Below are 21503 nucleotides of genomic sequence, written 5' to 3'. Positions count from 1 at the left end.
CAGTTGTAAATGGCAGCTCCGCTGGCATCTTCCAATTTCCAATAGGTGTGCGGACTGAACACATCTGAACTGACTGCCGCTTTACTCTTGGCCTTGTCATCGCCGTACACAATCGTAAATGCGCCATCGTTCACGTTTGCATTTTGCTTGTGATCTTCCTGCGCTTTTTCGAAAACACCCTCGGCACTTCGGCCATCAAACAACTTCTTCGGAATAGAAACTCCTTTCACGAATTTCTTGGCCTTGCCAGCCTTTGGAGGCAATTCGTTTCTATCCAGTGCTTCGTTGGCTTCGCCCCAAACCTCTGTAAAACCAATGTTGTGAATTCCGCCAACGAAAGCATTGTCCGGATACACATCAAAAAGTGAATACATGTTCACGACTGCTTTCACAGCTGGATGTTGCTCAATGGCTGCAAATTCGGAAGTGGTTCCGCTGTAAGAAACGCCAGCCACACCCACTTTCCCATCGCTCCATGGCTGCGCAATGATATGGTCGATGATCTCGGTCATGTCTTTTCGTTCAGATTCCGTCCAAGGATGGGCTCTCCAACCATCAGATGCGCCCGACCCGCGCGAATCCACACTCACCAGCACATAGCCATTGGCAACAATCTTCTTGAAGAACTTTCCGAGTGGACCATTCGGTGCTTTGCTTAGCATGCTATATGGCCATTTCAACTCAAAATTCCTCCAATAGCGCCATTGGTGCAATATGGTCGGGAACTTACCATGATGTCCTTTTTTCACCTTCGGGATGTAGACATCAACGGCAATTTTCACGCTATCGCGCATCACCAAATAATAACTTTCCCGGGTGTATTTCTTGTAAGTAGCGTTCTTCTCCCAATTGTATTTAGCTGGCGACACCTGATTGGAATCGGACGCCACATAACCTTTGGGGTCTTTGTATTGCGCGTGGGCGATGAAGAATGAAAAAAGGAGAACAGGAAAAAGGAGTAAACGCATGTTGGGGTTTTGAGCGCGCAAAGATACCCTTCAAGCACGGTTATGAACGGTCAATTGTTGCAGAAACATTTGATCGTTTAGCTTTCATATTCGCTACTTTCGAAAACCACATCATGAATCGGTCTCTTTTATACAAATACTCAGGCTTCTTGGTGGCGTTGGTCTGGTTTATAAACGGACTTGTTTGCAAGGTTTTCGGACTTGTTCCGAGGCACGAAATGATTGTCTCCCAAATTCTAGGCGCTGATTACGGTCCTTTTCTAACAGTAGGCATTGGCTTTTCAGAAATTCTAATGGGTGTTTGGGTTTTGAGCAGAGTGGCCTCAAAATTCAATGCTGTTGCTCAAATTGTCATTGTTCTTACAATGAATGTACTTGAGTTCATTCTGGTTCCAGACCTATTACTTTGGGGACGGTTTAACGCCATGTTTGCTGTATTGTTTGTGTCTTTTGTCTATTACCGCGAATTCAAATTGAACCCGAAATAGCATGCTTGACTTCCTAAAAGATCATCCGTTTGCGGTTAATGCTTACTTCGATAGTTCGGTGGTTCTCACGTTTGCTATTCCAAAAGAGGATCTACAGCCGCTCATTCCTGAATGCCTACGTCTTGACACGTTCGATGACAAATGGGCATTTGTTGCTGTAGCGATGGTTCAAACCAAAGGCCTTCGTCCAAAAGGATTTCCAAAATTCCTTGGAAACGATTTTTTTCTGATCGGCTATCGGATCTTCGTGAGATACACGACCCGTGCTGGAAAAAACCTTCGTGGTCTCTACATCATCAAATCAGAAACGGACCGAAAGAAAATGGAGTTTTTCGGTAATCTGTTCACCCATTACAATTATTCCACAACGGACATTCGCTCGGAGAACACCAATGGCGTTCTGAAAATCGACTCAACCAAATCAGATTTCGAACTTGAGGTGAATGTTGCAACAGAGGATGCTAAACTGCCGTTGGGATCGCCCTTTTCAGACTGGAAAGAAGCGAGGCGTTTTGCTGGTCCGCTGCCATTTACTTTTACCTATGATGAAAGCAAAAAAGAGGTTCTGATCATTGAAGGAGTAAGACAGAATTGGAACCCAAGACCAATTGAAGTGCTGAATCAGCAATTTGCATACCTAGACAGTCTCGGTTTAAGCAGCAAGCAGCTCGCTAACGCTTTCATCATCACCGAAATTCCCTACTCATGGAAGAAGGGACGAAAAGAAAAGTGGAAAGGATGAGAAAACCATTCCAAGGTATTTGGACAGTTATAAGTTTCAATTGGCATTTCTTCGTTCTGGCATTTGGTTTGGCCATTTTGCTTCTGATCGTTGCTAACGGTTTGGGGAGTTTGTCCACCGTGGCGCATGTCATCGCAGTATTGATCTTAGCTACAACAAGTATATCTCTTTTGGTCACTTTCTACGTTTACGATGCCTCGGAACTCTATTCTCTCAACTGGTTAAATGAACTGGATGAGATTCCGAAAACCATTGTGAACATTCATGCGGGGTTTGACGAGACAAGCCAGTTGATCCAACAGCATTTTGGAACCACTCAACTCCAAACTTTCGATTTTTACGACCCCAAAAAACATACGGAGGTTTCCATCAAACGAGCGCGGAAGGTCAGCACTCCGTTTCCGGGAACGACATCCATTTCAACAGCGAAAATTCCGTTGAATGACATAACAATTGACCTTGTAATTGTATTTATGTCAGCCCACGAAATTCGGAATGACAAGGAGCGAATTGGATTCTTTGCTGAACTTAATCGAATAACAAAACCAAATGGAAAAGTAGTTGTAGTTGAACACCTGCGAAGCACTATGAATTTTATTGCTTACACCATTGGATTCTTTCATTTCCATACTAGAAAAACGTGGCTCAACACATTTGAAAAGGCTCACTTTTCTGTTCATTCCGAAAAAAATCTGACGCCTTTTGTCACCATCTTCTCATTATCGAAAAATGGAACTGCATCTTAAAATCATCGGTTGGCTTTTTGTCGCCTTAGCGCTCATTCACGCAGTTTTTCCTTCCTATTTCAATTGGAAAAAGGAACTCGTTTCATTGAGCCTTATCAACAGACAATTGATGTATGTGCATTCGTTCTTCATCGCCTTCGTGGTTCTGCTGATGGGCGTTTTATGCATCACTTCTGCCCACGAAATAACGACCACACATTTAGGTAGAACACTTTCGCTCGGCCTGGCTATTTTTTGGGGCGTTCGCCTCCTATTCCAGTTCTTCGGCTACTCGTCTCAGGTTTGGAAAGGAAAGGTCTTTGAAACAATTGTTCATATCGCATTCTCGTTTCTATGGCTGTATGTAACCATCATATTCGCACTTACTTACATCAGTAACTGAATTTACGAGCCATGCTTCTCAAGTAGATCCTTCAAGGTCTCCAGATATTCGTGCAGTTCGGATTCATCTGCGCCTTGGCCACTTGTGAATTTTAGGGTAATCGGGTTCTCATCCAAATGTTCGAAAACATCGGGATGGTCTTTTTTGAGTTTCATCGTAAGCTTTGTGATCTCTTCGATTAAATGTGTGTTTGCCATGGGTTCAAGTTAAGAAACGCAATAGGCTATTCCAAAGATCAGGACAGGTTTTTCAGTGCCTCACGAACACTCAAAGGATGAAGCTCTGGTTTCATACGATTGACAGACTCTCGAACGAAATCAGGATCGGTCTTCGCGTATTCGCGCAGTGCCCAACCAATGGCCTTGTTGATGAAGAATTCCTTTGAACCGAGGTTCTTTTCGATGTGATCTAGGAGAATCTCCGTGTCAGTTTGTTGTTTGTATCCAAGTTGAAACAGAATACTTGTTCTACGCAACCACAGGTTTTCTGAAACAGCCCAAGCATCTGTTACCGATTGCGTTTTTTCGGGAAACTTCTGGAAGTAAGGGCCACAGACCCACGAGGCGAGACCATCCACCGTGTCCCACCAACTTTTGGTAAGGATGAGTTCCTCAATCAAATGAAGGTCGCCTTCCTGCACTTTTTTCGCCTGCTTCCGCAATAGGTCCAACCCGAACATTTGGAACTCACGCTGCTCAGCTTGCCACAGTGCTCTAAAAACATCGGGGTCGAACGGAATAGGCGCTCCATACTCATTCAAGAATTGCTTTTGAAGTTCTCTTCTTTCTGGCGATTTGATTCCGAAAAACTCGAATCTTCCTTTCATATAAGCTTTCATCGCCTCGGCATTTTCTCCGTTGGCATTTGCCTCAAAAAGCTGCTTTAAGGGTTCGAGATAGGCGATCATTTTATCAACGTCTTTCCATCCAAGCCCCAGGTGGAATCAATCTCCACTTCCAAAAACTGAAGCACGCTTGGATATAGATCCACCTGCTCGGCAATCGTGTCTTTCCAGATTTCACCAAGATTAGAACTTCCGATCATGAATACGTGTGTGATATTCAGGTTGTCATCACCATTTCCATGGCCGCCTCCTTCGCCTCCGTGATCGGTGGTTACAAACACAAGATGCTCCTGTGTGGGAAACGCTGTTTTGAAGGCGCGAAGAATAGCCCCGATCTGACGGTCGCAGTCCTCTATTTCAGCAATGTAACGTTCATTCTGAGGGTCGAAATCCGTATCGTGCCCCTCACCATCAATGTCGTCCAGATGAATGAACATGACATCGGGCTGGCACATTTGCATGAGTTGCGCGGCATCAGAAGCAGCTTCGGCATCATCGCCCGTCACCTTTCCAAAATCGGCCATGGCCAACATTCCTTCCGATACGATCGGGTGACTGTTAACGTAATACATCCGTTTACAGGGGAAGCGTTCCTTCAACCGCGTAAACAGATCTGGATATAAGTCAAAATGGGAATTTGAATAATCGTTGCTGATGACGCCATGTTTGTCGCTCCAAACTCCCGTAAGCAAAGCGCTCCAACCTGGAGCACTTACTGTGTGCGGACCACGGTTCACATCAGTGTAGAGATTGCCGGCAGCAGAAAGTGAATCCATTACAGGCGTGTTTGCCTGTAAAAAGGCATCTGTTCGGCAACCGTCTAATCCGATAATAAGCACGCGCTTATCGGAAAGTGTTGGGTCATCAGCACAATCATATCGGCAGGGCAGTGGGTCCGTTTGGCAACCCGCAACCAGTAGCACAAACAATATGATTACGATTTTTTTCAATCCTTTTCCCCGATCACATCTTCCCAATAACTCACCTGCTCTTCGCGATTGACGCTGATGCGAGCTTGGTCGTTGTACAGTTCCACCTTGCCTTCTACACAGATGATCTTGCCTAAGAATTCCTTCTCTGGATCATAACTGAAGTTGTTCTGATTGTTCTTCCAGATGCTGGCGTAGAATACATTCCGCGGATATTTCTGGTCAAAATTGAGATAAACTGCGTCTTTTCTGCTCCGTTTTGCTGCCACCACGGTACCGCAGATCTTGGTCTTTTCTCCCACTTTATACTTTGCCTGAAGCGTATTGAAATAGCCTTTGGGAAGAGGTGCTTTCAGTGGGGCAACTTCCCCGAATTCGGAGTTGTCCTCGTGCACCCAGCCGTCCAAGGAATTCATTGCTTCGAGCTTGTTTTCTTCCGCATCATCCAAGGAACTGAAAAAGTCTAATCCAGTTAGTTTCTCAATTGTATCAATACTCGTTACGTAACCGGAAACAGGATACGCGCAGTGCTCATTGGGCATTAGAAATGCCACTGCCTTGTGCTCCGCTCCTTCCACATCCAGTATGATCTTATAGAACTGCTGGGGGATGGAAACGTGGTCTTCGCCTTGCTGTTTGAGTCCGTCCTTCAGTATCGGTCCTGTGACGACAAACACAGGTTCATCGAAGTCGATGACATAGGTGCGCACCCACGATTCGAGTTCTGCCCAACGCTCGCGATTGAATTCCGGTTTCTGAGGGCTCATGTTGCTGTAGTAATAACTTTCGCTCAATGCCTTTTGGCTCCAACGGAAATCAGCGGAAGGCGCCAAGTGGCCTCGGTCGTAACCGAAACCATCAAATTCCATCGTTCCATCTTCACCGATCTTCTTCAGAAAATAGTCTTCTTCTTTGGCTGAACCGGTGGAAACCAATGAATCAATCCTAAAGTCGTTCGTTCTGGAAACATTGGCGAATTCCACTTCTGGAATAACGATATGTTGCACCCAAGCGGCCTGCTCATCTTTTTCAGAATATCCCAATGTTAAGGCTAAATGTCTGATCACCTCAAATGCATTGGATGATTTCGGATAACCCATTTCGTCCAATTGTTCGCGGATCCATTTTAAGCGCAGTGCTTCCAGTTCATCCAGAATTTGCTCCGATTCCTTGCTGATCTCATTCAAGCGCTGCGTCTTCTTGCTTATCGATTCATCAACAGACTGGGAGAAGCTACTTAGAGAAACTGCGAGCAGCAGGAAAGTAAGAAGGTGGCGCATGGCGCCAAATATCGCAATATCAGTATATGGGAATTGAAACATCATTTAAAATAACCGTTACGTGATTTTGGTAGCTTGCCCGTTCGATAAAACCAAAATTCAGCAACCAAGGCCCTGCGCAAGCGTACTGCTAATTCCTATTCAACCTAAATGCACATTATCCAAAAAGGTTTTCTTGCCCTTTTGCTATGCTTGAGCACACTATCGGTGGTGCAGGCGCAGCAAGATTGCTTTGATGCCATTTATGTGTGCAGTAGCAGCTACACGCAGAATGTGGCTTACAGCGGGGTTGGTGCGGAGCAAGAAGTGGCACCGGCAACCACCTGTCTTGGAAACGGGGAAGTGAATTCGGTGTGGTACACATTTACTGCAAATACATCCGGAAATCTTCAATTTCAACTGGCACCAAACAACGCAAGTGACGATTATGATTTCGCGCTGTACAATTTGTCGAATGATTCATGTACGGGAATTCTGGCCGGAACCAATTTACCATTGAGCTGCAATTATTCAGCGGATGCTGGTTCCACAGGTTTGAGCAATTCAGGGTCGGGAAACAATAATGGTTCAAGCGGCTCCAATCAGAACGCTCCCGTGGCCGTTCAAGCAGGAGAATCGTATGCACTGATGGTAAGCAATTTCACTGCTTCGCAAAACGGATACACCTTAACTTTTTCAGGAAATGCATCAATCGTTGATAATCAACCTGCGGTTCCCGATTCGATCAGCCTAAAGAGACGCTGTAACCCGAAGGAGGTCTTTTTATTTTTCAGCGAAGCATTCAACTGTTCCAGTGTTGCAGGAAACGGATCAGAAATAACCGTTACTGGTCCGGAAAATGTTGTGGTAACCAATGTTACGGCCATGGGTTGCACGGGTGGGCGTTCAGATCAGTTGCGGATTCGGTTTGCAAATAAAATTATGACAACAGGAACCTATACTATCACCATCGGTTCTGGAAGCGATGGCAACTCTTATCAAGACAACTGCGGAAACGAAACTCCTGCTGGAACTACTTTTTCATTCAGCGTAGATTTCATTGGCCCAGACGTGGTCGTGACGAATGTAGTTGCAGCCAGCTGTGGTCAAAATAACGGATCGGCAGAAGCGGTCGCCACACTTGGAACCGAACCTTATACCTATTGGTGGAATACAAGCCCAGCTCAGATCACAGCCATTGCCTCGGGGCTTACTCCTGGAACATATCTAACAAGGGTTACCGATGCCAACGGTTGTCAGGAATACCGCAGTATCACCATCCAAAACAATAGTCCATTTGACCTGACCAATCGTACCACCACAGGCGTGAGTTGCAATGGTTATTCAGATGGTACTGCACAGATAATTCCTGCGGGTGGAGTCTCGCCCTACACAATCACTTGGCAAACGTCACCCGCACAGACTGGGCAGAACGCTACAGGACTTTCTGGAGGGCCTATCAGTGTCAGCATAACGGATGCAACGGGCTGCCAGGAAACCATTTCAATCACCATTCCCCAACCGACTTCTATAAACAATTCCATCACTACAGTTCGTCCAGATTGTGGTTTTAACAACGGGTCTATAAGCGTTGTTGCCACAGGTGGAGCTGGTGGATTCACTTACGCATGGAACACAAGCCCTATTCAATCGACACCTAACGCAATTGACCTCTACGCAGGTGTATATTCGGTTACTGTAACTGATCAGGCTGGTTGCACAGCAACCAACCAAATCATCTTGACGAATGACTTCGCCCCTAATGCAACGATAGAAAATCGCGTTTCCGATTGCGGACAAGGAGTTGGCGCAGCCACAGCTGTTCCAAGTTCTGGTACTGCTCCTTATGCCTATTCATGGAACACATTTCCACCACAAAATACGGCTACGGCTTCTAACCTTGCGGTAGGCGATTATTTTGTCACTATAACAGATGCTAACAATTGCGTGCAGATCATCAACGTGAAGATTGATAGTATTCCGCCTCCTCAGGTTTCGCTAAACCTTACCCAACCAGATTGTGGAGCGGCTAATGGAGAAATAGCAACAACAGTAACAGACGGAACTCCTCCATACTCATTTCTGTGGCCTCCTTCAGGTAACACGAACAACATCGAAACCAATTTGGCTGAAGGTGTTTATTCCGTTACAGTTACCGATAGCATCGGTTGTGTTGATACTGAAACCGTCATGCTACAGCAACTTCCACCGGAGTCGAATTTTACGTTTACCAACGTTTGCGAAGGTGATGAGATGGTCTTGGAGGCAACCACCAATTCTGGCGCAACCTCGTTCAGCTGGGAACTGGGAGACGGAAACACAGCCACATCTGATAGCATTTCGCACACTTACTCAGGAAGTGGAGCGTTTACAGTAACGCTGATCCTCGAGGGTGGTTGCATGATCGACACTGTTGTTCAGACCGTAGAGGTTTACGCTCCGCCAACGGCAACATTTTCTATTGATCCAGAGATTTTAACCACGCTTGTTGCTGGCACATTCTCTTATTCTGGAACAGGTGGGTCTTCGTTCCTGTGGGATTTTGGAGATGGTGAATCAAACACGGAAATGCCCACCTCCCATCTATTCGGCATTGAAGGATTTTATGATGTGTCGCTCATTGCAATGGATGTGCATGGTTGCTCCGATTCCGCTTCGCAGACCATTGAAGTGTTGCTACAACCCGTGATCTACCTCCCAAACGCCTTCATTCCCGCTGGAACAGAGGAAAATTCCCGATTCAAAGGGTACGGAATTGGTGTTCTTTCCGCAGAACTTACGATACACGATAGGTGGGGAACACAAGTGTACCGATCTGCCAATGTGCGAGACATTACACTTGTTGGTTGGGACGGCAACTACAAAGGAAAACCTGCGCCTCAAGGCGTTTATACCTACAAAGTGAAGGCTGATTTTTACAACAATACTTCGTTTGAAAAGCTGGGAACGGTAACACTTATCCGATAGTAATTTAGTTTTTCCCATCTTCGAACTCCCATGGCAACAATGGAAGTAACCGAAATGGCCGCTTTGGCCGCACAGTTTGTGAATAGCACAAACCGTCATGTTTTTCTTACTGGAAAGGCAGGAACAGGAAAAACCACTTTTCTTCGTCAGCTTTCGGCATCCACCCACAAGAAGCATGTGATACTTGCTCCCACGGGTATTGCGGCCCTGAACGCCAACGGAACAACCATCCACTCACAATTCCTCTTACCGTTAGGCACGTTTCTACCAGATAGAAACCTTCCGGATGAGGTTCCAGACGGTGCGAGTTTTTATACGCAACGAAGCTTGGTGAGGCGCCATCCGCTGAACGCTAAAAGGCGCGATGTGCTACGAAATATCGACCTTATCATTATTGATGAAGTGAGTATGCTCCGTGCCGATCTGCTGGACGCCATCGATTCGCGGATGCGCAGCGTAAAACGCAATTATTCGCAGCCTTTCGGTGGTGTTCAGTTGCTGATGATCGGGGATATGTATCAGCTTCCTCCGATTGTAAAAGATCGGGAATGGAGCAAAATGAGCCAGTATTATCGCAGTCCGCATTTTTTCGAATCAGTCGGTTTGCGGCAGGCTGGTTTTGTATACATCGAATTGGATAAGATCTTCCGTCAGCAGGATGACACCTTCATTTCCATTCTGAATAACCTACGGAACAACATCGTTACGCAAGCGGATATTGATGAGCTGAATGCGCATTTTCACGAAGGTGGTTCTATTCCCAAAGACACCATTACCATTACCACGCACAACTACAAGGCAGACGAATTGAACCGCCAAGAGTTGGACAAGCTAGAAGCCGAAACGCACTATTTTGAAGCGGAAATTGAGGACGATTTTCCCGAGAACATCTATCCGGTTCTGCACAGTTTAGAACTGAAAGAAGGTGCCCAAGTGATGTTTGTGAAGAACGACACGGTGGATGGCATTTACTTCAACGGCAAGTTGGCCAAGGTGAAATCCATCAAGAATAATAGCATTGAGGTACTGATGGCCGGCACCAACGAGCCTTACGTGCTGAAACGCGAAACTTGGGAGAACAAGAAATATTCGGTTAACGAGACCACCAAAGATCTGGAGGAGGAAGTGGTGGGGAAATTCAGCCAGTATCCCATCAAATTGGCGTGGGCCATTACCGTACATAAATCGCAAGGGTTGACATTTGAACGGGCCGTGATCGATGTGGGGTACGCTTTTGCGCCCGGACAGGTTTATGTGGCGCTTTCGCGATTGACATCTTTGAACGGACTGATCCTGAGAACCAAGATCGATTCAAGCGTGGTTTCTACCGATGATCAGGTGGTGGAATTCGGGAAAGTGAAAGATGCCCAAGAACCGTTGAACACCATCCTTCAGCAGGAACAGGCCAATTACCTCGCTTCGCTGATGGCGGAAACGTTTGATCTCAGCGAGATTCAAAAACTGATTGCTCAGATTGAACAGAAACACGATTCGAGCGGTGAATTTGAAGATGAAGAGATGAAATCGGCACTGTCCATTCTTTCAAATAATATCGCACGAGAGGCTGGAAACACGGACAAATTCAGACAGCAGATCCGCTATTGTCTCCACCATCGCGAATACGAAAAGCTATTGGACCGCATTGCAAAGGGAAGCGCTTACTACATCGAATTCGTTCAGAAAAACCTGTTCATCCTCGTCAAGCACTTGGAGGAAGTGAAACAGTTTTCGCGCACCAAGACCTACCAGACGGCTTTGGCGGAGATTGATCTTCTCTTCATGAAAAAATGGGAGCAAATGGATATGGCCGAGCACATCGCCCGCTGCATCATCGAAGGAAAAGAGGTGACGCCTCAGCCCAAAAAAGACGAAGCGCGCATTGCCAAGAGAAAAGAATTGGTTGGCCAGATCGTCTCTTTTGTTGAAGAACATCCGAAGAACACGAAAACCAAATCGGGAAAAACGCGCAAGAAAAAAGGCGGAACGAAACCAGAGAAAGGTGCCACTTATCAGGTGACTTATGACTTGGCCAAAGACGGTTTATCGATTGCAGAAATTGCAGAAAAACGGGGATTGGCCAATACCACCATCGAAGGCCATATTGCCAAAGGCATTGAAGCAGGCGAGCTGGCCATTGATAAGTACCTGGATGAAGACGACCGCGAAACGATTGAGCAGACCCTAAAATCTAACAAGGGCGCTAATTCGGGAGAGATCTACACCAAGCTCAACGGACAGTACAGCTATAGTCAGATAAGGATGGTGCAGGCGCATTTGGCGAAATCGTAGAGACGCCATGCGTGGCGTCTCTACGCCCAAACCTTCGTGCCCTCGGTGCAATTGGCGCAGATGTCAATTTCGCTTCTACTGCGGAGAATGGATTTTCGGAATTCCTGATATTTCTCGCCTTGCCAGATCTCGTCAAAAGAGTTCTTTTTGAGGTCGCCTAGCTGATGTGTGGCGTCTTTATCAAAGCAACACGGAACCACCAATCCGTCCCATGTAAGCACGCACGAATGCCAGAGTTTCCAGCAATGGTTCAGTAGCGGGTTTTTGAGTGATGTGTGGCCGTCAGCCGTTTTCTTGTATCGGCTGTATTTCTGGTTATCAGGAATGAGCTTGTTCGGGTCGTTCTCGTAATCGTAGATCTGCGCGGTTTTGAAACGCACTTCGTCAACCCCCACTTCTTTCCCTAACTTCTTCACATCCTCCAACTGGTGTTCGTTCGGTTTAACCACTAGAAATTGAAAGATGAGATGAGGCGTCTGCGAATTCAGTTCCTTCTTCCATTTCACCACGTTCTTTGCGCCCTCAATCACCTTTTCCAAATTGCCACCAATGCGGTAATTCTGATAGGTTTCCTGCGTGGTGCCATCAATGGAAATGATCATGCGGTCCAAACCGCTTTCCACAGTTCTTCGGGCGTTTTCATCCTTTAGATAATGAGCGTTTGTGCTTGTGGCGGTGTAAATTCCGCGTTCGGAAGCGTACTTCACCATATCCAAAAAGTCAGGATTGAGGTACGGTTCGCCTTGAAAGTAGAAGATGAGGTAAAGCAAATCATCCTTCAATTGCTCCACCGTATCGCGGAAGAAGCCATTATCCAACATACCGGTTGGGCGCGTAAACTGCCGCAAACCACTTGGGCATTCAGGACAACGCAGGTTGCAACTAGTGGTCGGCTCAAACGAAATACTGATCGGCACACCCCATTGTGTGGGTTTACCCGTGTATTTCGTGTAATAGAAACTGAAGAGCACTTTCAGCGCATTCCAAGCTCTGCGAAAGGTGACCTTCCGCATAAAATTGAGCCCGTCTTTTATACTTCCGTTGAGTTCCAAGAGATGATGGTAGCGCGCAAAGGTACGTTTCAGGAGCGGCCCTGAAGCACCAATACAAACTCGCCTTTGATCGGATTGTTCTCGTAGTACTCGATCACCTCAGGAATGGTACCCCGAACGGTCTCTTCGTGCAGCTTGCTGATCTCGCGCGAAATGGACACGATCCGTTCTGGACCAGCCGCTTCAAGCAATTGAGAAAGTGTCTTCAGAATGCGGTGCGGACTTTCGTAGAGAACGCTCGTCACATCCTTTCCAACCAATTCGGCAATGCGTGTGGCTCTTCCCTTCTTATGAGGAAGAAATCCTTCGTAATGGAACTTTTCGCAAGGCAATCCGCTATTCACCAACGCTGGTACAAACGCAGTTGCCCCAGGCAAAGTGATCACCCTTACTCCTTCTTTTATCGCTTCGCGAACAAGCAGAAAACCTGGGTCAGAAATGGCCGGAGTTCCTGCATCACTGATCAACGCAAGACTCTTTCCTGATACCAATTCGTTCACCCAACGCCCAACCACTTTGTGCTCGTTATTCAAGTGAAATGCGCTCATTGGCGTGCCTATCTCGAAATGCTTCATCAGCTTTCCAGATGTGCGCGTGTCCTCAGCCAGAATGTGATCTACATCTTTCAGCACCTGAATGGCTCGGAATGTCATGTCGTCCAAGTTGCCGATCGGAGTGGGGACAATGTAAAGTATGCTCATTTGATGGTGGCTACAAAATCAGTGAGCAGGCGGAATACATCTTCAAACTCCGTTAGCGGCAACGTCTCTGGCACGTCATACACATCATGATAGGCCTGAATGCCGCCCATCGTATAGATGTAAAAGCACGGAACGCCTGCCTCCGAAAACGGATAATGATCAGAAATGGCCGCCTTTCCGCGCTTTTTCACCTTTGTCAGGTAACCGCGGTCTTCATTGATCTTCGTAAGCAGATCGAATTCTTTCGTGTGTACCGATCCATTCACTACCGTAATTCCTTCATCGCCCGTTCCTAGAATATCCATGTTTACGAGAAACCGGATGCTGCTAAGCGGAAATATCGGGTGCTGCACATAATAGAACGAACCTTCTAAGCCTGTTTCTTCAGCAGCAAAGGCAATAAAGGCAATGGAGTATTTCGGGGCATTTTCGCGCAAGGAATAATGCTTTGCCAAATTCAGGAGCATGGAAACACCACTGGCATTGTCATTTGCCCCGCGGAAAATCACGCTCTCGCCCATTTTACCCAAGTGGTCGTAGTGTGCGGTGAACACAAGGAAGCTATCGGGGAATTCTGTGCCCTCTACGTAAGCGATCACATTCTGCGTACGGTGCCGCTTTTCAAAATCAGCCTGAATATTGAAGGTGATCTCTTTGGCGCCACTTGGCCATTTGTCTTTCAGCACAGCGATCTGCGCCAATGGCGCCTGCTGTTTCGATACACTCCAGGTCAATTTTTCTTCGGCAATCCGCACAATTCCTTTGGCTCCTGCTTTCTTCATTCCTGATAAAACAGCTGCTCGGATAGGAGGCGGCAATTTGCTCAGCAGACTATCTGCCAACACCACAATCCCTTTGTACGAGGCCGTGCTATCCACCACACGACCAGAAGGCGCTACCGCAGGCAACTTCGTCAGGTACATCAATTCGTACGTACCCTTGATGGATGGCGCATCAGCTTCCACAATGAATGCTTTTCCTGCTTCAAGTGGTTTGCCATCCACCTCCACCTGCATTTTCCCAGGAAATGTGTTAACCGGAAATGTGAAGGGTTGATAATAGTGGTAGTCCCATGTGGGAAGATCCATCGCCTTAAATTCCTGTTCGATATAAAAGGCAGCGGCATTATCGCCATCGTCCACATAGCCTCTTCCGGCCATCTCATCCGAACACAGTTTATCCAATGTTGCCCGTGCATACTCCATGTCTTGCGCCCAAACCGAGGACACAGATGAGATTAAAAGGGCTACGATCAACGCGTTTTTCATTCGGCTGCTAATTTACCTGAATTGATTTGGGTTTCCCCGACTTTCCTCCCGTTCTAGCACAAATGATTCCTAATTTATCCTAATGCCAAAAGTCATTAGGTTTCTGAACAAATAGGCTTTTGTATCTTCGCGCTCCTTTTGGAAAAAACGATGGCGAAAAAGTACACGGAATACAAGCAATTGAACCTGCCAGAGGTGGCAGACGAGATACTTGCGTTCTGGGAACAGAACGACATATTCAGGAAGAGTATCGAAACGCGAGAAGGTAACGAGCCATTCGTGTTTTACGAAGGGCCGCCATCGGCCAACGGAATGCCCGGCATTCATCACGTCATGGCCCGAACCATCAAGGATATTTTCTGCCGCTACCGTACGCTGAAAGGCTACCAAGTAAAGCGAAAGGCTGGTTGGGATACGCACGGACTTCCCATAGAACTTGGTGTAGAGAAGGAACTGGGAATTACGAAGGAAGACATCGGTAAGACCATCACCATTGCTGAGTACAACGATGCCTGCCGCAAGGCGGTAATGAAGTACACAGACGTTTGGAACGACCTAACCCGCAAGATCGGGTATTGGGTGGATATGGAACATCCGTACGTTACCTACGACAACAAATACATTGAGTCTGTTTGGTGGCTTTTAAAGAACCTTTACGATAAAGGCCTTCTTTACAAAGGCTACACCATTCAGCCCTATTCGCCAAAGGCAGGAACGGGGTTGAGCTCGCACGAACTCAATCAACCGGGAACTTACCGTGATGTGAAGGACACGACTGTGGTGGCGCAGTTCCGTGCACAATCGTTGGATGAAAAGTTAGGAGGCAAAGCCTACTTCGTTGCTTGGACGACTACGCCTTGGACGCTTCCTTCAAACACGGCTTTGGCGGTTGGAGAAAAGATTGATTACGTGGCCGTAAAGTCATTCAATCAGTACACGTTTGAGCCAACCGTTGTCATTATGGCAAAGGAGCTGGTAGGAAAATGGTTCAAACCAGAAAATGCTGAGTTATCGTTCGAAGATTACAACGCTGGCGATAAGCACATCCCGTTTCAGGTTGTAGCAACATTCAAAGGCGCTGAATTGGTCGGAACTGCTTATGAGCAACTGATGCGATACGCGCAGCCAGATGGCGAAGGATTCAAGGTAATTGCGGGTGATTTCGTTTCTACCGAAGACGGTACGGGAATCGTTCATATTGCGCCAACCTTCGGTGCAGATGATGCACGCGTTGCCAAGATTGCTGGAATGGGAGCCATGCTGGTTGATGATGGCGAAGGAAACCAAGTTCCGTTGGTAGATCTTCAAGGTCGTTTCCGCCCGGAAGTAACTGACTTTGCTGGCGAATACGTGAAGGCTGAGTATTACACGGAAGAAGAGATTGCGGAGCAGGCCAAGAAGCAAGGCCGCGATAATTACCTTTCGGTAGATGAGCGGATTGCCATCAAACTCAAGGAAGAGAACAAAGCCTTCCGAGTAGAGAAATACGAGCACAGTTATCCGCATTGCTGGAGAACGGACAAACCGATTCTGTACTATCCCTTGGATTCGTGGTTCATTAAAACCACAGCAGCTAAAGACCGTTTGATTGAACTGAACAAGACCATCAACTGGAAACCGGAAAGCACCGGAACAGGCCGTTTCGGAAATTGGCTGGAAAATCTTCAGGATTGGAACCTTTCGCGTTCACGTTTCTGGGGAATTCCATTGCCGATCTGGTCAACAGAAGATAAAACTGAACGAAAGTGCATTGGTTCGGTTGAAGAACTGAAAGCAGAATGCGAGAAAGCGGTTGCCGCTGGTGTAATGGCGTCAAATCCGTTGGCCGATTTTGCTTCTGGCAACATGGATAAAGCAAACTACAGTTTCTTCGACCTGCACCGTCCGTACATGGATGAGATTGTGTTGTTTTCCGATTCGGGCAAGCCTATGAATCGTGAAATGGATCTGATTGATGTCTGGTTCGATTCGGGCGCAATGCCTTATGCGCAGTTGCATTATCCATTTGAGAACAAGGAACTGATTGACGAGAAAAGTTATTTCCCTGCCGATTTCATCGCTGAAGGCGTAGATCAAACACGCGGTTGGTTCTTTACGCTACACGCTATAGGAACGATGTGTTTCGATTCTGTAGCGTTCAAAAATGTGGTTTCCAATGGACTTGTCCTCGATAAGAATGGACAGAAGATGTCTAAGCGATTGGGCAACGCTGTAGATCCATTTGAAACGTTGACCAAATATGGACCAGATGCTACGCGCTGGTACATGATCACCAACGCAGAACCTTGGGACAATCTTAAATTCGATCTTGAGGGCATTGCAGAAGTTCAACGCAAGTTCTTCGGCACGCTTTACAATACCTACGGTTTCTATGCGCTGTATGCCAACATTGATGGCTATGATTTCAGCGAAGTAGAAGTTCCAATTGAAGAACGACCAGAAATTGATCGTTGGGTTATTTCAAAACTCAATTCGCTGATTGCTGAGGTTGACGAGCATTACCTTGCTTTCGAGCCCAAAAAGGCCGGTCGCGTCATTCAAGACTTCGTAAATGAAGATCTGAGCAATTGGTACGTACGACTTTGCCGAAGAAGATTCTGGAAAGGAGAGCAATCCAAAGACAAATCATCTGCTTATCAAACGCTTTATACGTGTTTAGATGTGGTTGCGAAGCTAATGAGCCCGATTGCCCCGTTCTATGCGGAGAAACTGTTCCTAGATCTGAATGCGGTCACCGGAAGAGACGTTTCGCAGTCTGTTCACCTTTCGGAGATGCCTGTTTCAAACGCCTCTGCGATTGACATTGATCTGGAAGAACGCATGAAAATCGCTCAGAAAGTCACTTCACTTATTCTAAGCATTCGCAAAAAGGAAAAGCATCGTGTGCGTCAGCCGTTGGCCAAAGCCATGATTCCTATTTTGGACGAAAAGTTTGAGCGTCAGTTACGTGCTGTTGAAAGCCTGATTCTTTCCGAGGTCAACGTAAAAGAGTTGGAGTATTTGAAGGAAACCGCGGGGGTAATTGAAAAGACCATCAAAGCCAATTTTAAGACACTTGGCCCGAAGTACGGCAAGCAGATGAAGCAAATTGCTACTGAGGTTGGCAATATGAATCAGGAGGATATCAGTGCCTTGGAGGCTACAGGAAACCATACAATTACCGTTTATGGTGGTTCTATTTCATTGACCTTGGAAGATGTGGAAATTACATCCAAAGATATTCCTGGTTGGGCCGTTGCTTCTGAAGGGGGAATAACGGTTGCATTGGATTTAACCCTCACCGAAGCTTTAGAAGAAGAAGGCTTAGCGCGTGAGCTGATAAATCGTATTCAAAACCTGCGAAAAGACAAAGGATTTGAGGTTACGGACCACATCCGAATCGCCATTCTTGAAGACGGTGCAATTAACAAGGCGGTAACTAACAATCTTAAATATATTTGCGCAGAAACCCTTGCGGAATCGTTGGACCTGGTTCCTGTTCTTTCTTCTCCTGAATCTGTTGAAGTAGAATTGATCGGGGAATTAAAAACACAGATAAATATTAGTACATTGAATTAACGAGTAAAGACAGAATTATGGCAGAGAAAACAAGATATTCTAAAGACGAACTGGAAGAGTTCAAAACAATAATCAACGATAAACTGGAAAAGGCCAAAGAAGACCTTCAGCTATTGGTTGATCAGCTTTCGCATAAAGACGATCATGGTACAGACGATACATCGCCAACGTTTAAGTTGATGGATGAGGGCTCTGAGGTTCTTTCGCGGGAAGAGATAAACCAACTTGCTTCGCGCCAGCAAAAATTCGTTCAAAGCCTTGAAAATGCCTTGATCAGAATATCCAACGGAACGTATGGTATCTGCCGTGCTACTGGTAAGTTGATTGCGAAGGAAAGACTTAGAATCGTTCCACATGCCACCTTGAGCATTGAGGCTAAAAACGCACAAGGATAATTTTTTTGTTAAAACAGTTACATGAAGGGGCCAGTTTTTTGGCCTCTTTTAGTTTAAACCAAATTGAAAAAGGCAATAGCAATAATCTTAAGCGTCTTGGCCTTGGATCAAGGTTCCAAGATCTGGGTCAAAACCACAATGACCCTCGGTCAAGAGCACCACATTGCAGATTGGTTCATACTACATTTCACTGAAAATGTTGGAATGGCCTTCGGAATGGAATTCGGAGGTGAATATGGGAAACTGGCCCTGAGCATTTTTAGAATTCTTGCTGTTGCAGGAATTGGCTATTACTTGTACAAGGTTTGCAAGAAAGATGCTTCTCCAATTGTTGTGATTTCTCTGTCGCTGGTCTTCGCAGGGGCACTCGGAAACATCATAGATAGTACTTTTTATGGCCTCATATTTTCGGACAGTTACGGACACGTGGCTAGTCTTTTCCCTGCTGACGGAGGCTACGCAGGCATGCTGCACGGTCGTGTGGTCGACATGTTCTACTTTCCGTTATTCGAAGGGCAATTTCCATCTTGGTTGCCAATTATTGGAGACCAACACTTCTTGTTCTTCAATGCAATTTTCAATGTAGCTGATTCTGCTATTACGGTTGGAATGGGACTGATAATCTTATTTCAAAAATCATTTTTCGGTTAACGCATCTCTTTCACGGTTTAGCAACCGCATCAGACTCTTCCGAAACATCCGTCACGGGCTTGGTCGGTTGCCTATTTATTTATAATGCCACTGAGGGTTTTCAAATACGGCCAAACCAAGAACTGTCTGAGTCTGTTCTGGCAGGCCTGTCCTTCAATGACTAAACCGGAATAAGATTTTGACTACAATCAAAATCATTACTACCAGCACCACGCCCAGTAAAAACTTCCACGAACCTTGAAACAAACTTGGTGTTCGCTTGAGGTCATCCCGGTAGGCGTAAACGGTAGCAACTACAAAACTGAAGGCAAACAGTCCAGCAAAAATCCAATGTCCCGAACCAATATCCATAGGGCTATTATAAAAAGAAAAACCACGAACTAGTCCGTGGTTTTTCAGTTTAGTAATATAATTGTCCTTCTTACAGAACGACCTTCTTGGTTGTTGGTTTACCATCAACAAGGACTCTCATGATGTATGGTCCAGTAGCCAAAAAGTTAAGGTCAAACGAATTTTTTCCCTCATACAAGGTAGAGGTTTGATAAACCACTTCGCCTAGAGCATTGAACACCTCAAGACTTGCTTTTCCTTCAAATTCAGGAAGAAATACATAGGCTGTATGATCATTTGCGTACATCATCATATCATCTCCGGTGTACAATGGATCTTCACCATTCAACCTGAAGTGTAGCAAAAACCGCTCTGGATCATCTGATTCATCTGCGGTAAATGCATACAATGGGTTGACGGTAAGCTCTTGAATCACTCCCTCCTTCAAATCCTCCAAATAAACGTGAGCTTCAACTGTAAATTGATCAAGATACTCTGCTGTAAAGGTGAAATCTCCGCTCACTCCAGGAAACAAATCCATCGGAATTGTCATTGGATGACCCTCAATCGGTAAGGAATTAATGGAGTAGTCAACATCTCCAATGCGGGTTTGAAGAGTCGGTTGTGCTCCTCGAGCCTTCAACTTATTAGCATCAAGCATCGGATCGAAATCATTGGATTCATCTAAATCACCAAATCGAACTCTAGTTTTATCAGCAAAACCAGCTGTCCGAACCACAATGTCAAAGGTGTTGGACAACTCTTCTTTATAGAAAACTGGATCTCCTAATCTTCGGTAGCTCTGATCTAATGCAAAGTTGACCGGCCCACCTTGAGCACGAATGAAGAACCCCTGCATCGAACCAAGCATTGAAGCCCCTGGAGAACCACTCGGTAAAATTGCCTGATATGTTCCAGAATATGAACCAGAAGTTATCCACTTTTGGGCTTGGCCATCAAAACCAACAGGGGCAGCGTACCACTGTATTGGCGAGGGGAACGGGTTACTCACCATGTGCCAACCATTTCCCGTTGCATTAGTGTTTGCAAGACCATTATACGATACCGAAGATGCTTGAGAAGGCGTTTCAGCTGTGTTTCCAACAGCCCCGCCGATTTCAACCGTAAACCCTCCACCTGTTATGATTCCGTACCCCCTTCCATTGGTCATCGTTCCAGAACTTCGCACAAACCACCCAGATTGTTGACAGCCAGCAACCAACCAAGGGCCGTTCTCCCTCCATTCCATCATTGCGCCATAAGGTGAACCTATATCTATGTTGAGCGGATCACAATTCGATTGCGGGATTATCTGACCTCCATCTGGTCCATACAAACCAATTTCAGAGAGTTCCGCAACGTTCGCGGTGTTGACCGGGGTTCCAACATAATGAAATCCCTCCACTCCTTGAATGAGTCTTTGAACCCGAAGGTTTCCAATTAATTGACCATCATAAGATAAGTCTGAAAAGTCATCAACCAAACCAGTACCAGACGCTGTAGAAGCTATAACCAAATTACCATTTGCATTCATTTGCCCTTCGTCAAGACGTAGAATTCCGTGCACTTTAGTTGTTCCACTTGAAACTGTAGCAACACCACCTGTCTTGCTTACCTGCAAAACATCACGAAAATCGGTAGTGCCCGAAACTGATTGGTTTCCCGTTCCGTCTAGCACAACCAAGGAGTTAATCGTACTCGTGCCTGAATTGTCAAAATTCCCACTTATTCTAATCTCCCCAGCATTCGACACCGTTCCTCCGGCATTATTTTTCATGTCACCCTTCACGTACAGAACAGCACCACTCTCAACCTGAAGAGTTGAAGAGCTAACCAATCCCTGCCCAAACGTGCTTGCAAAAACGCATCCAAGCAATCCAAATGTTATTAATATTGATTTCTTCATGGCTAAATTTTATTCAAAGAGGTGCTAA

At 46.1% G+C, this 21503-nt stretch carries 18 protein-coding genes; 9 read left to right on the top strand and 9 right to left on the bottom strand.

Translation table 11 applies throughout. The annotated features are described in order from the left end of the window. The coding region (locus K9J17_02270) for a CocE/NonD family hydrolase (protein ID MCF8275533.1) at positions 1–968 on the bottom strand (968 nt) is incomplete at its 3' end. A 113-nt stretch (positions 969–1081) separates the two neighbouring features. Between K9J17_02270 and K9J17_02265 the strand changes: the two genes are divergently transcribed. The 4 genes from K9J17_02265 to K9J17_02250 are packed head-to-tail and all read left to right on the top strand — an operon-like array spanning position 1082 to position 3326. Continuing rightward, complete coding sequence (locus tag K9J17_02265) at positions 1082–1456, top strand: DoxX-like family protein (GenBank protein ID MCF8275532.1); 375 nt, start codon at positions 1082–1084, stop codon at positions 1454–1456. 1 nt (position 1457) lies between these two features. After that, on the top strand, positions 1458–2198 hold the full coding sequence (locus K9J17_02260) for a DUF2071 domain-containing protein (GenBank protein ID MCF8275531.1): 741 nt from the start codon (positions 1458–1460) through the stop codon (positions 2196–2198). Further along, on the top strand, positions 2195–2944 hold the full coding sequence (locus K9J17_02255; GenBank protein MCF8275530.1) for a class I SAM-dependent methyltransferase: 750 nt from the start codon (positions 2195–2197) through the stop codon (positions 2942–2944). The genes K9J17_02260 and K9J17_02255 overlap by 4 nt, the downstream gene beginning before the upstream one ends. Beyond that, on the top strand, positions 2928–3326 hold the full coding sequence (locus tag K9J17_02250) for a hypothetical protein (GenBank protein ID MCF8275529.1): 399 nt from the start codon (positions 2928–2930) through the stop codon (positions 3324–3326). The genes K9J17_02255 and K9J17_02250 overlap by 17 nt, the downstream gene beginning before the upstream one ends. Before the next feature lie 2 nt (positions 3327–3328). Here K9J17_02250 and K9J17_02245 read toward each other — a convergent pair whose 3' ends face one another. Genes K9J17_02245 through K9J17_02230 form a run of 4 tightly spaced genes read right to left on the bottom strand, consistent with a single transcriptional unit; the run spans position 3329 to position 6424 of the window. Further along, entirely contained in the window at positions 3329–3523 is a 195-nt protein-coding gene (locus K9J17_02245; GenBank protein ID MCF8275528.1) for a hypothetical protein, read from the bottom strand. A gap of 38 nt (positions 3524–3561) precedes the next feature. Then, positions 3562–4233, bottom strand: a complete 672-nt coding sequence (locus tag K9J17_02240) for a DNA alkylation repair protein (protein ID MCF8275527.1) — start codon at positions 4231–4233, stop codon at positions 3562–3564. Beyond that, positions 4230–5120 (bottom strand): alkaline phosphatase family protein, encoded by an 891-nt coding sequence (locus K9J17_02235; GenBank protein ID MCF8275526.1) that lies wholly within the window; start codon positions 5118–5120, stop codon positions 4230–4232. The genes K9J17_02240 and K9J17_02235 overlap by 4 nt, the downstream gene beginning before the upstream one ends. Beyond that, positions 5117–6424: a DNA/RNA non-specific endonuclease gene (locus K9J17_02230; protein MCF8275525.1), complete on the bottom strand. Its 1308-nt coding sequence runs from the start codon at positions 6422–6424 to the stop codon at positions 5117–5119. The genes K9J17_02235 and K9J17_02230 overlap by 4 nt, the downstream gene beginning before the upstream one ends. A 105-nt stretch (positions 6425–6529) precedes the next feature. Here K9J17_02230 and K9J17_02225 point away from each other — a divergent pair, with 105 nt between their 5' ends. Further along, positions 6530–9325 (top strand): gliding motility-associated C-terminal domain-containing protein, encoded by a 2796-nt coding sequence (locus tag K9J17_02225; GenBank protein MCF8275524.1) that lies wholly within the window; start codon positions 6530–6532, stop codon positions 9323–9325. A gap of 39 nt (positions 9326–9364) precedes the next feature. Beyond that, on the top strand, positions 9365–11614 hold the full coding sequence (locus K9J17_02220; GenBank protein MCF8275523.1) for a helix-turn-helix domain-containing protein: 2250 nt from the start codon (positions 9365–9367) through the stop codon (positions 11612–11614). Positions 11615–11634: 20 nt separating this feature from the next. Here K9J17_02220 and K9J17_02215 read toward each other — a convergent pair whose 3' ends face one another. From K9J17_02215 to K9J17_02205, 3 genes are all read right to left on the bottom strand, one after another. Continuing rightward, positions 11635–12627: an SPASM domain-containing protein gene (locus tag K9J17_02215; protein MCF8275522.1), complete on the bottom strand. Its 993-nt coding sequence runs from the start codon at positions 12625–12627 to the stop codon at positions 11635–11637. Positions 12628–12695: 68 nt separating this feature from the next. Beyond that, positions 12696–13367, bottom strand: a complete 672-nt coding sequence (gene rsmI / locus K9J17_02210) for a 16S rRNA (cytidine(1402)-2'-O)-methyltransferase (GenBank protein ID MCF8275521.1) — start codon at positions 13365–13367, stop codon at positions 12696–12698. Further along, positions 13364–14635, bottom strand: coding sequence for a M28 family peptidase (locus K9J17_02205; GenBank protein MCF8275520.1), 1272 nt, complete (start codon positions 14633–14635; stop codon positions 13364–13366). Before K9J17_02205 ends, rsmI begins: the two co-directional genes overlap by 4 nt. Positions 14636–14785: 150 nt before the next feature. Here K9J17_02205 and ileS point away from each other — a divergent pair, with 150 nt between their 5' ends. From ileS to K9J17_02190, 3 genes are all read left to right on the top strand, one after another. Continuing rightward, positions 14786–18193, top strand: coding sequence for an isoleucine--tRNA ligase (ileS, locus tag K9J17_02200; protein MCF8275519.1), 3408 nt, complete (start codon positions 14786–14788; stop codon positions 18191–18193). 17 nt (positions 18194–18210) lie between these two features. After that, the gene (locus tag K9J17_02195) at positions 18211–18588 is read left to right on the top strand and encodes a TraR/DksA C4-type zinc finger protein (GenBank protein MCF8275518.1); all 378 of its coding nucleotides are present in this window, start codon (positions 18211–18213) and stop codon (positions 18586–18588) included. A gap of 63 nt (positions 18589–18651) precedes the next feature. Continuing rightward, positions 18652–19239 (top strand): lipoprotein signal peptidase, encoded by a 588-nt coding sequence (locus tag K9J17_02190; GenBank protein ID MCF8275517.1) that lies wholly within the window; start codon positions 18652–18654, stop codon positions 19237–19239. Positions 19240–19660: 421 nt separating this feature from the next. On the opposite strand, the gene K9J17_02185 is transcribed toward K9J17_02190, so the two are convergent. Then, positions 19661–21475 carry a T9SS type A sorting domain-containing protein gene (locus K9J17_02185; protein ID MCF8275516.1) on the bottom strand — a complete coding sequence of 605 codons (1815 nt, stop codon included), beginning with the start codon at positions 21473–21475 and terminating at the stop codon, positions 19661–19663. Positions 21476–21503 lie beyond the last annotated feature (28 nt).

This window comes from Flavobacteriales bacterium (genome assembly GCA_021739695.1).
Classification (GTDB): Bacteria; Bacteroidota; Bacteroidia; order UBA10329; family UBA10329; genus UBA10329.
The sequence above is the reverse complement of the archived record's forward strand: the minus strand, read 5'-3'. Positions and strand labels throughout refer to the sequence as shown.

Excerpts from the sequence above, each read along its gene's own strand:
- K9J17_02195 (MCF8275518.1), top strand. The coding sequence starts at position 18,211 with ATGGCAGAGAAAACAAGATATTCTAAAGACGAACTGGAAGAGTTCAAA.
- K9J17_02225 (MCF8275524.1), top strand. The coding sequence starts at position 6,530 with ATGCACATTATCCAAAAAGGTTTTCTTGCCCTTTTGCTATGCTTGAGC.
- K9J17_02245 (MCF8275528.1), bottom strand. The coding sequence starts at position 3,523 with ATGGCAAACACACATTTAATCGAAGAGATCACAAAGCTTACGATGAAA.
- K9J17_02220 (MCF8275523.1), top strand. The coding sequence starts at position 9,365 with ATGGAAGTAACCGAAATGGCCGCTTTGGCCGCACAGTTTGTGAATAGC.
- K9J17_02250 (MCF8275529.1), top strand. The coding sequence starts at position 2,928 with ATGGAACTGCATCTTAAAATCATCGGTTGGCTTTTTGTCGCCTTAGCG.
- K9J17_02185 (MCF8275516.1), bottom strand. The coding sequence starts at position 21,475 with ATGAAGAAATCAATATTAATAACATTTGGATTGCTTGGATGCGTTTTT.
- K9J17_02260 (MCF8275531.1), top strand. The coding sequence starts at position 1,458 with ATGCTTGACTTCCTAAAAGATCATCCGTTTGCGGTTAATGCTTACTTC.
- K9J17_02255 (MCF8275530.1), top strand. The coding sequence starts at position 2,195 with ATGAGAAAACCATTCCAAGGTATTTGGACAGTTATAAGTTTCAATTGG.
- ileS (MCF8275519.1), top strand. The coding sequence starts at position 14,786 with ATGGCGAAAAAGTACACGGAATACAAGCAATTGAACCTGCCAGAGGTG.
- K9J17_02265 (MCF8275532.1), top strand. The coding sequence starts at position 1,082 with ATGAATCGGTCTCTTTTATACAAATACTCAGGCTTCTTGGTGGCGTTG.
- rsmI (MCF8275521.1), bottom strand. The coding sequence starts at position 13,367 with ATGAGCATACTTTACATTGTCCCCACTCCGATCGGCAACTTGGACGAC.
- K9J17_02215 (MCF8275522.1), bottom strand. The coding sequence starts at position 12,627 with ATGCGGAAGGTCACCTTTCGCAGAGCTTGGAATGCGCTGAAAGTGCTC.
- K9J17_02205 (MCF8275520.1), bottom strand. The coding sequence starts at position 14,635 with ATGAAAAACGCGTTGATCGTAGCCCTTTTAATCTCATCTGTGTCCTCG.
- K9J17_02230 (MCF8275525.1), bottom strand. The coding sequence starts at position 6,424 with ATGATGTTTCAATTCCCATATACTGATATTGCGATATTTGGCGCCATG.
- K9J17_02240 (MCF8275527.1), bottom strand. The coding sequence starts at position 4,233 with ATGATCGCCTATCTCGAACCCTTAAAGCAGCTTTTTGAGGCAAATGCC.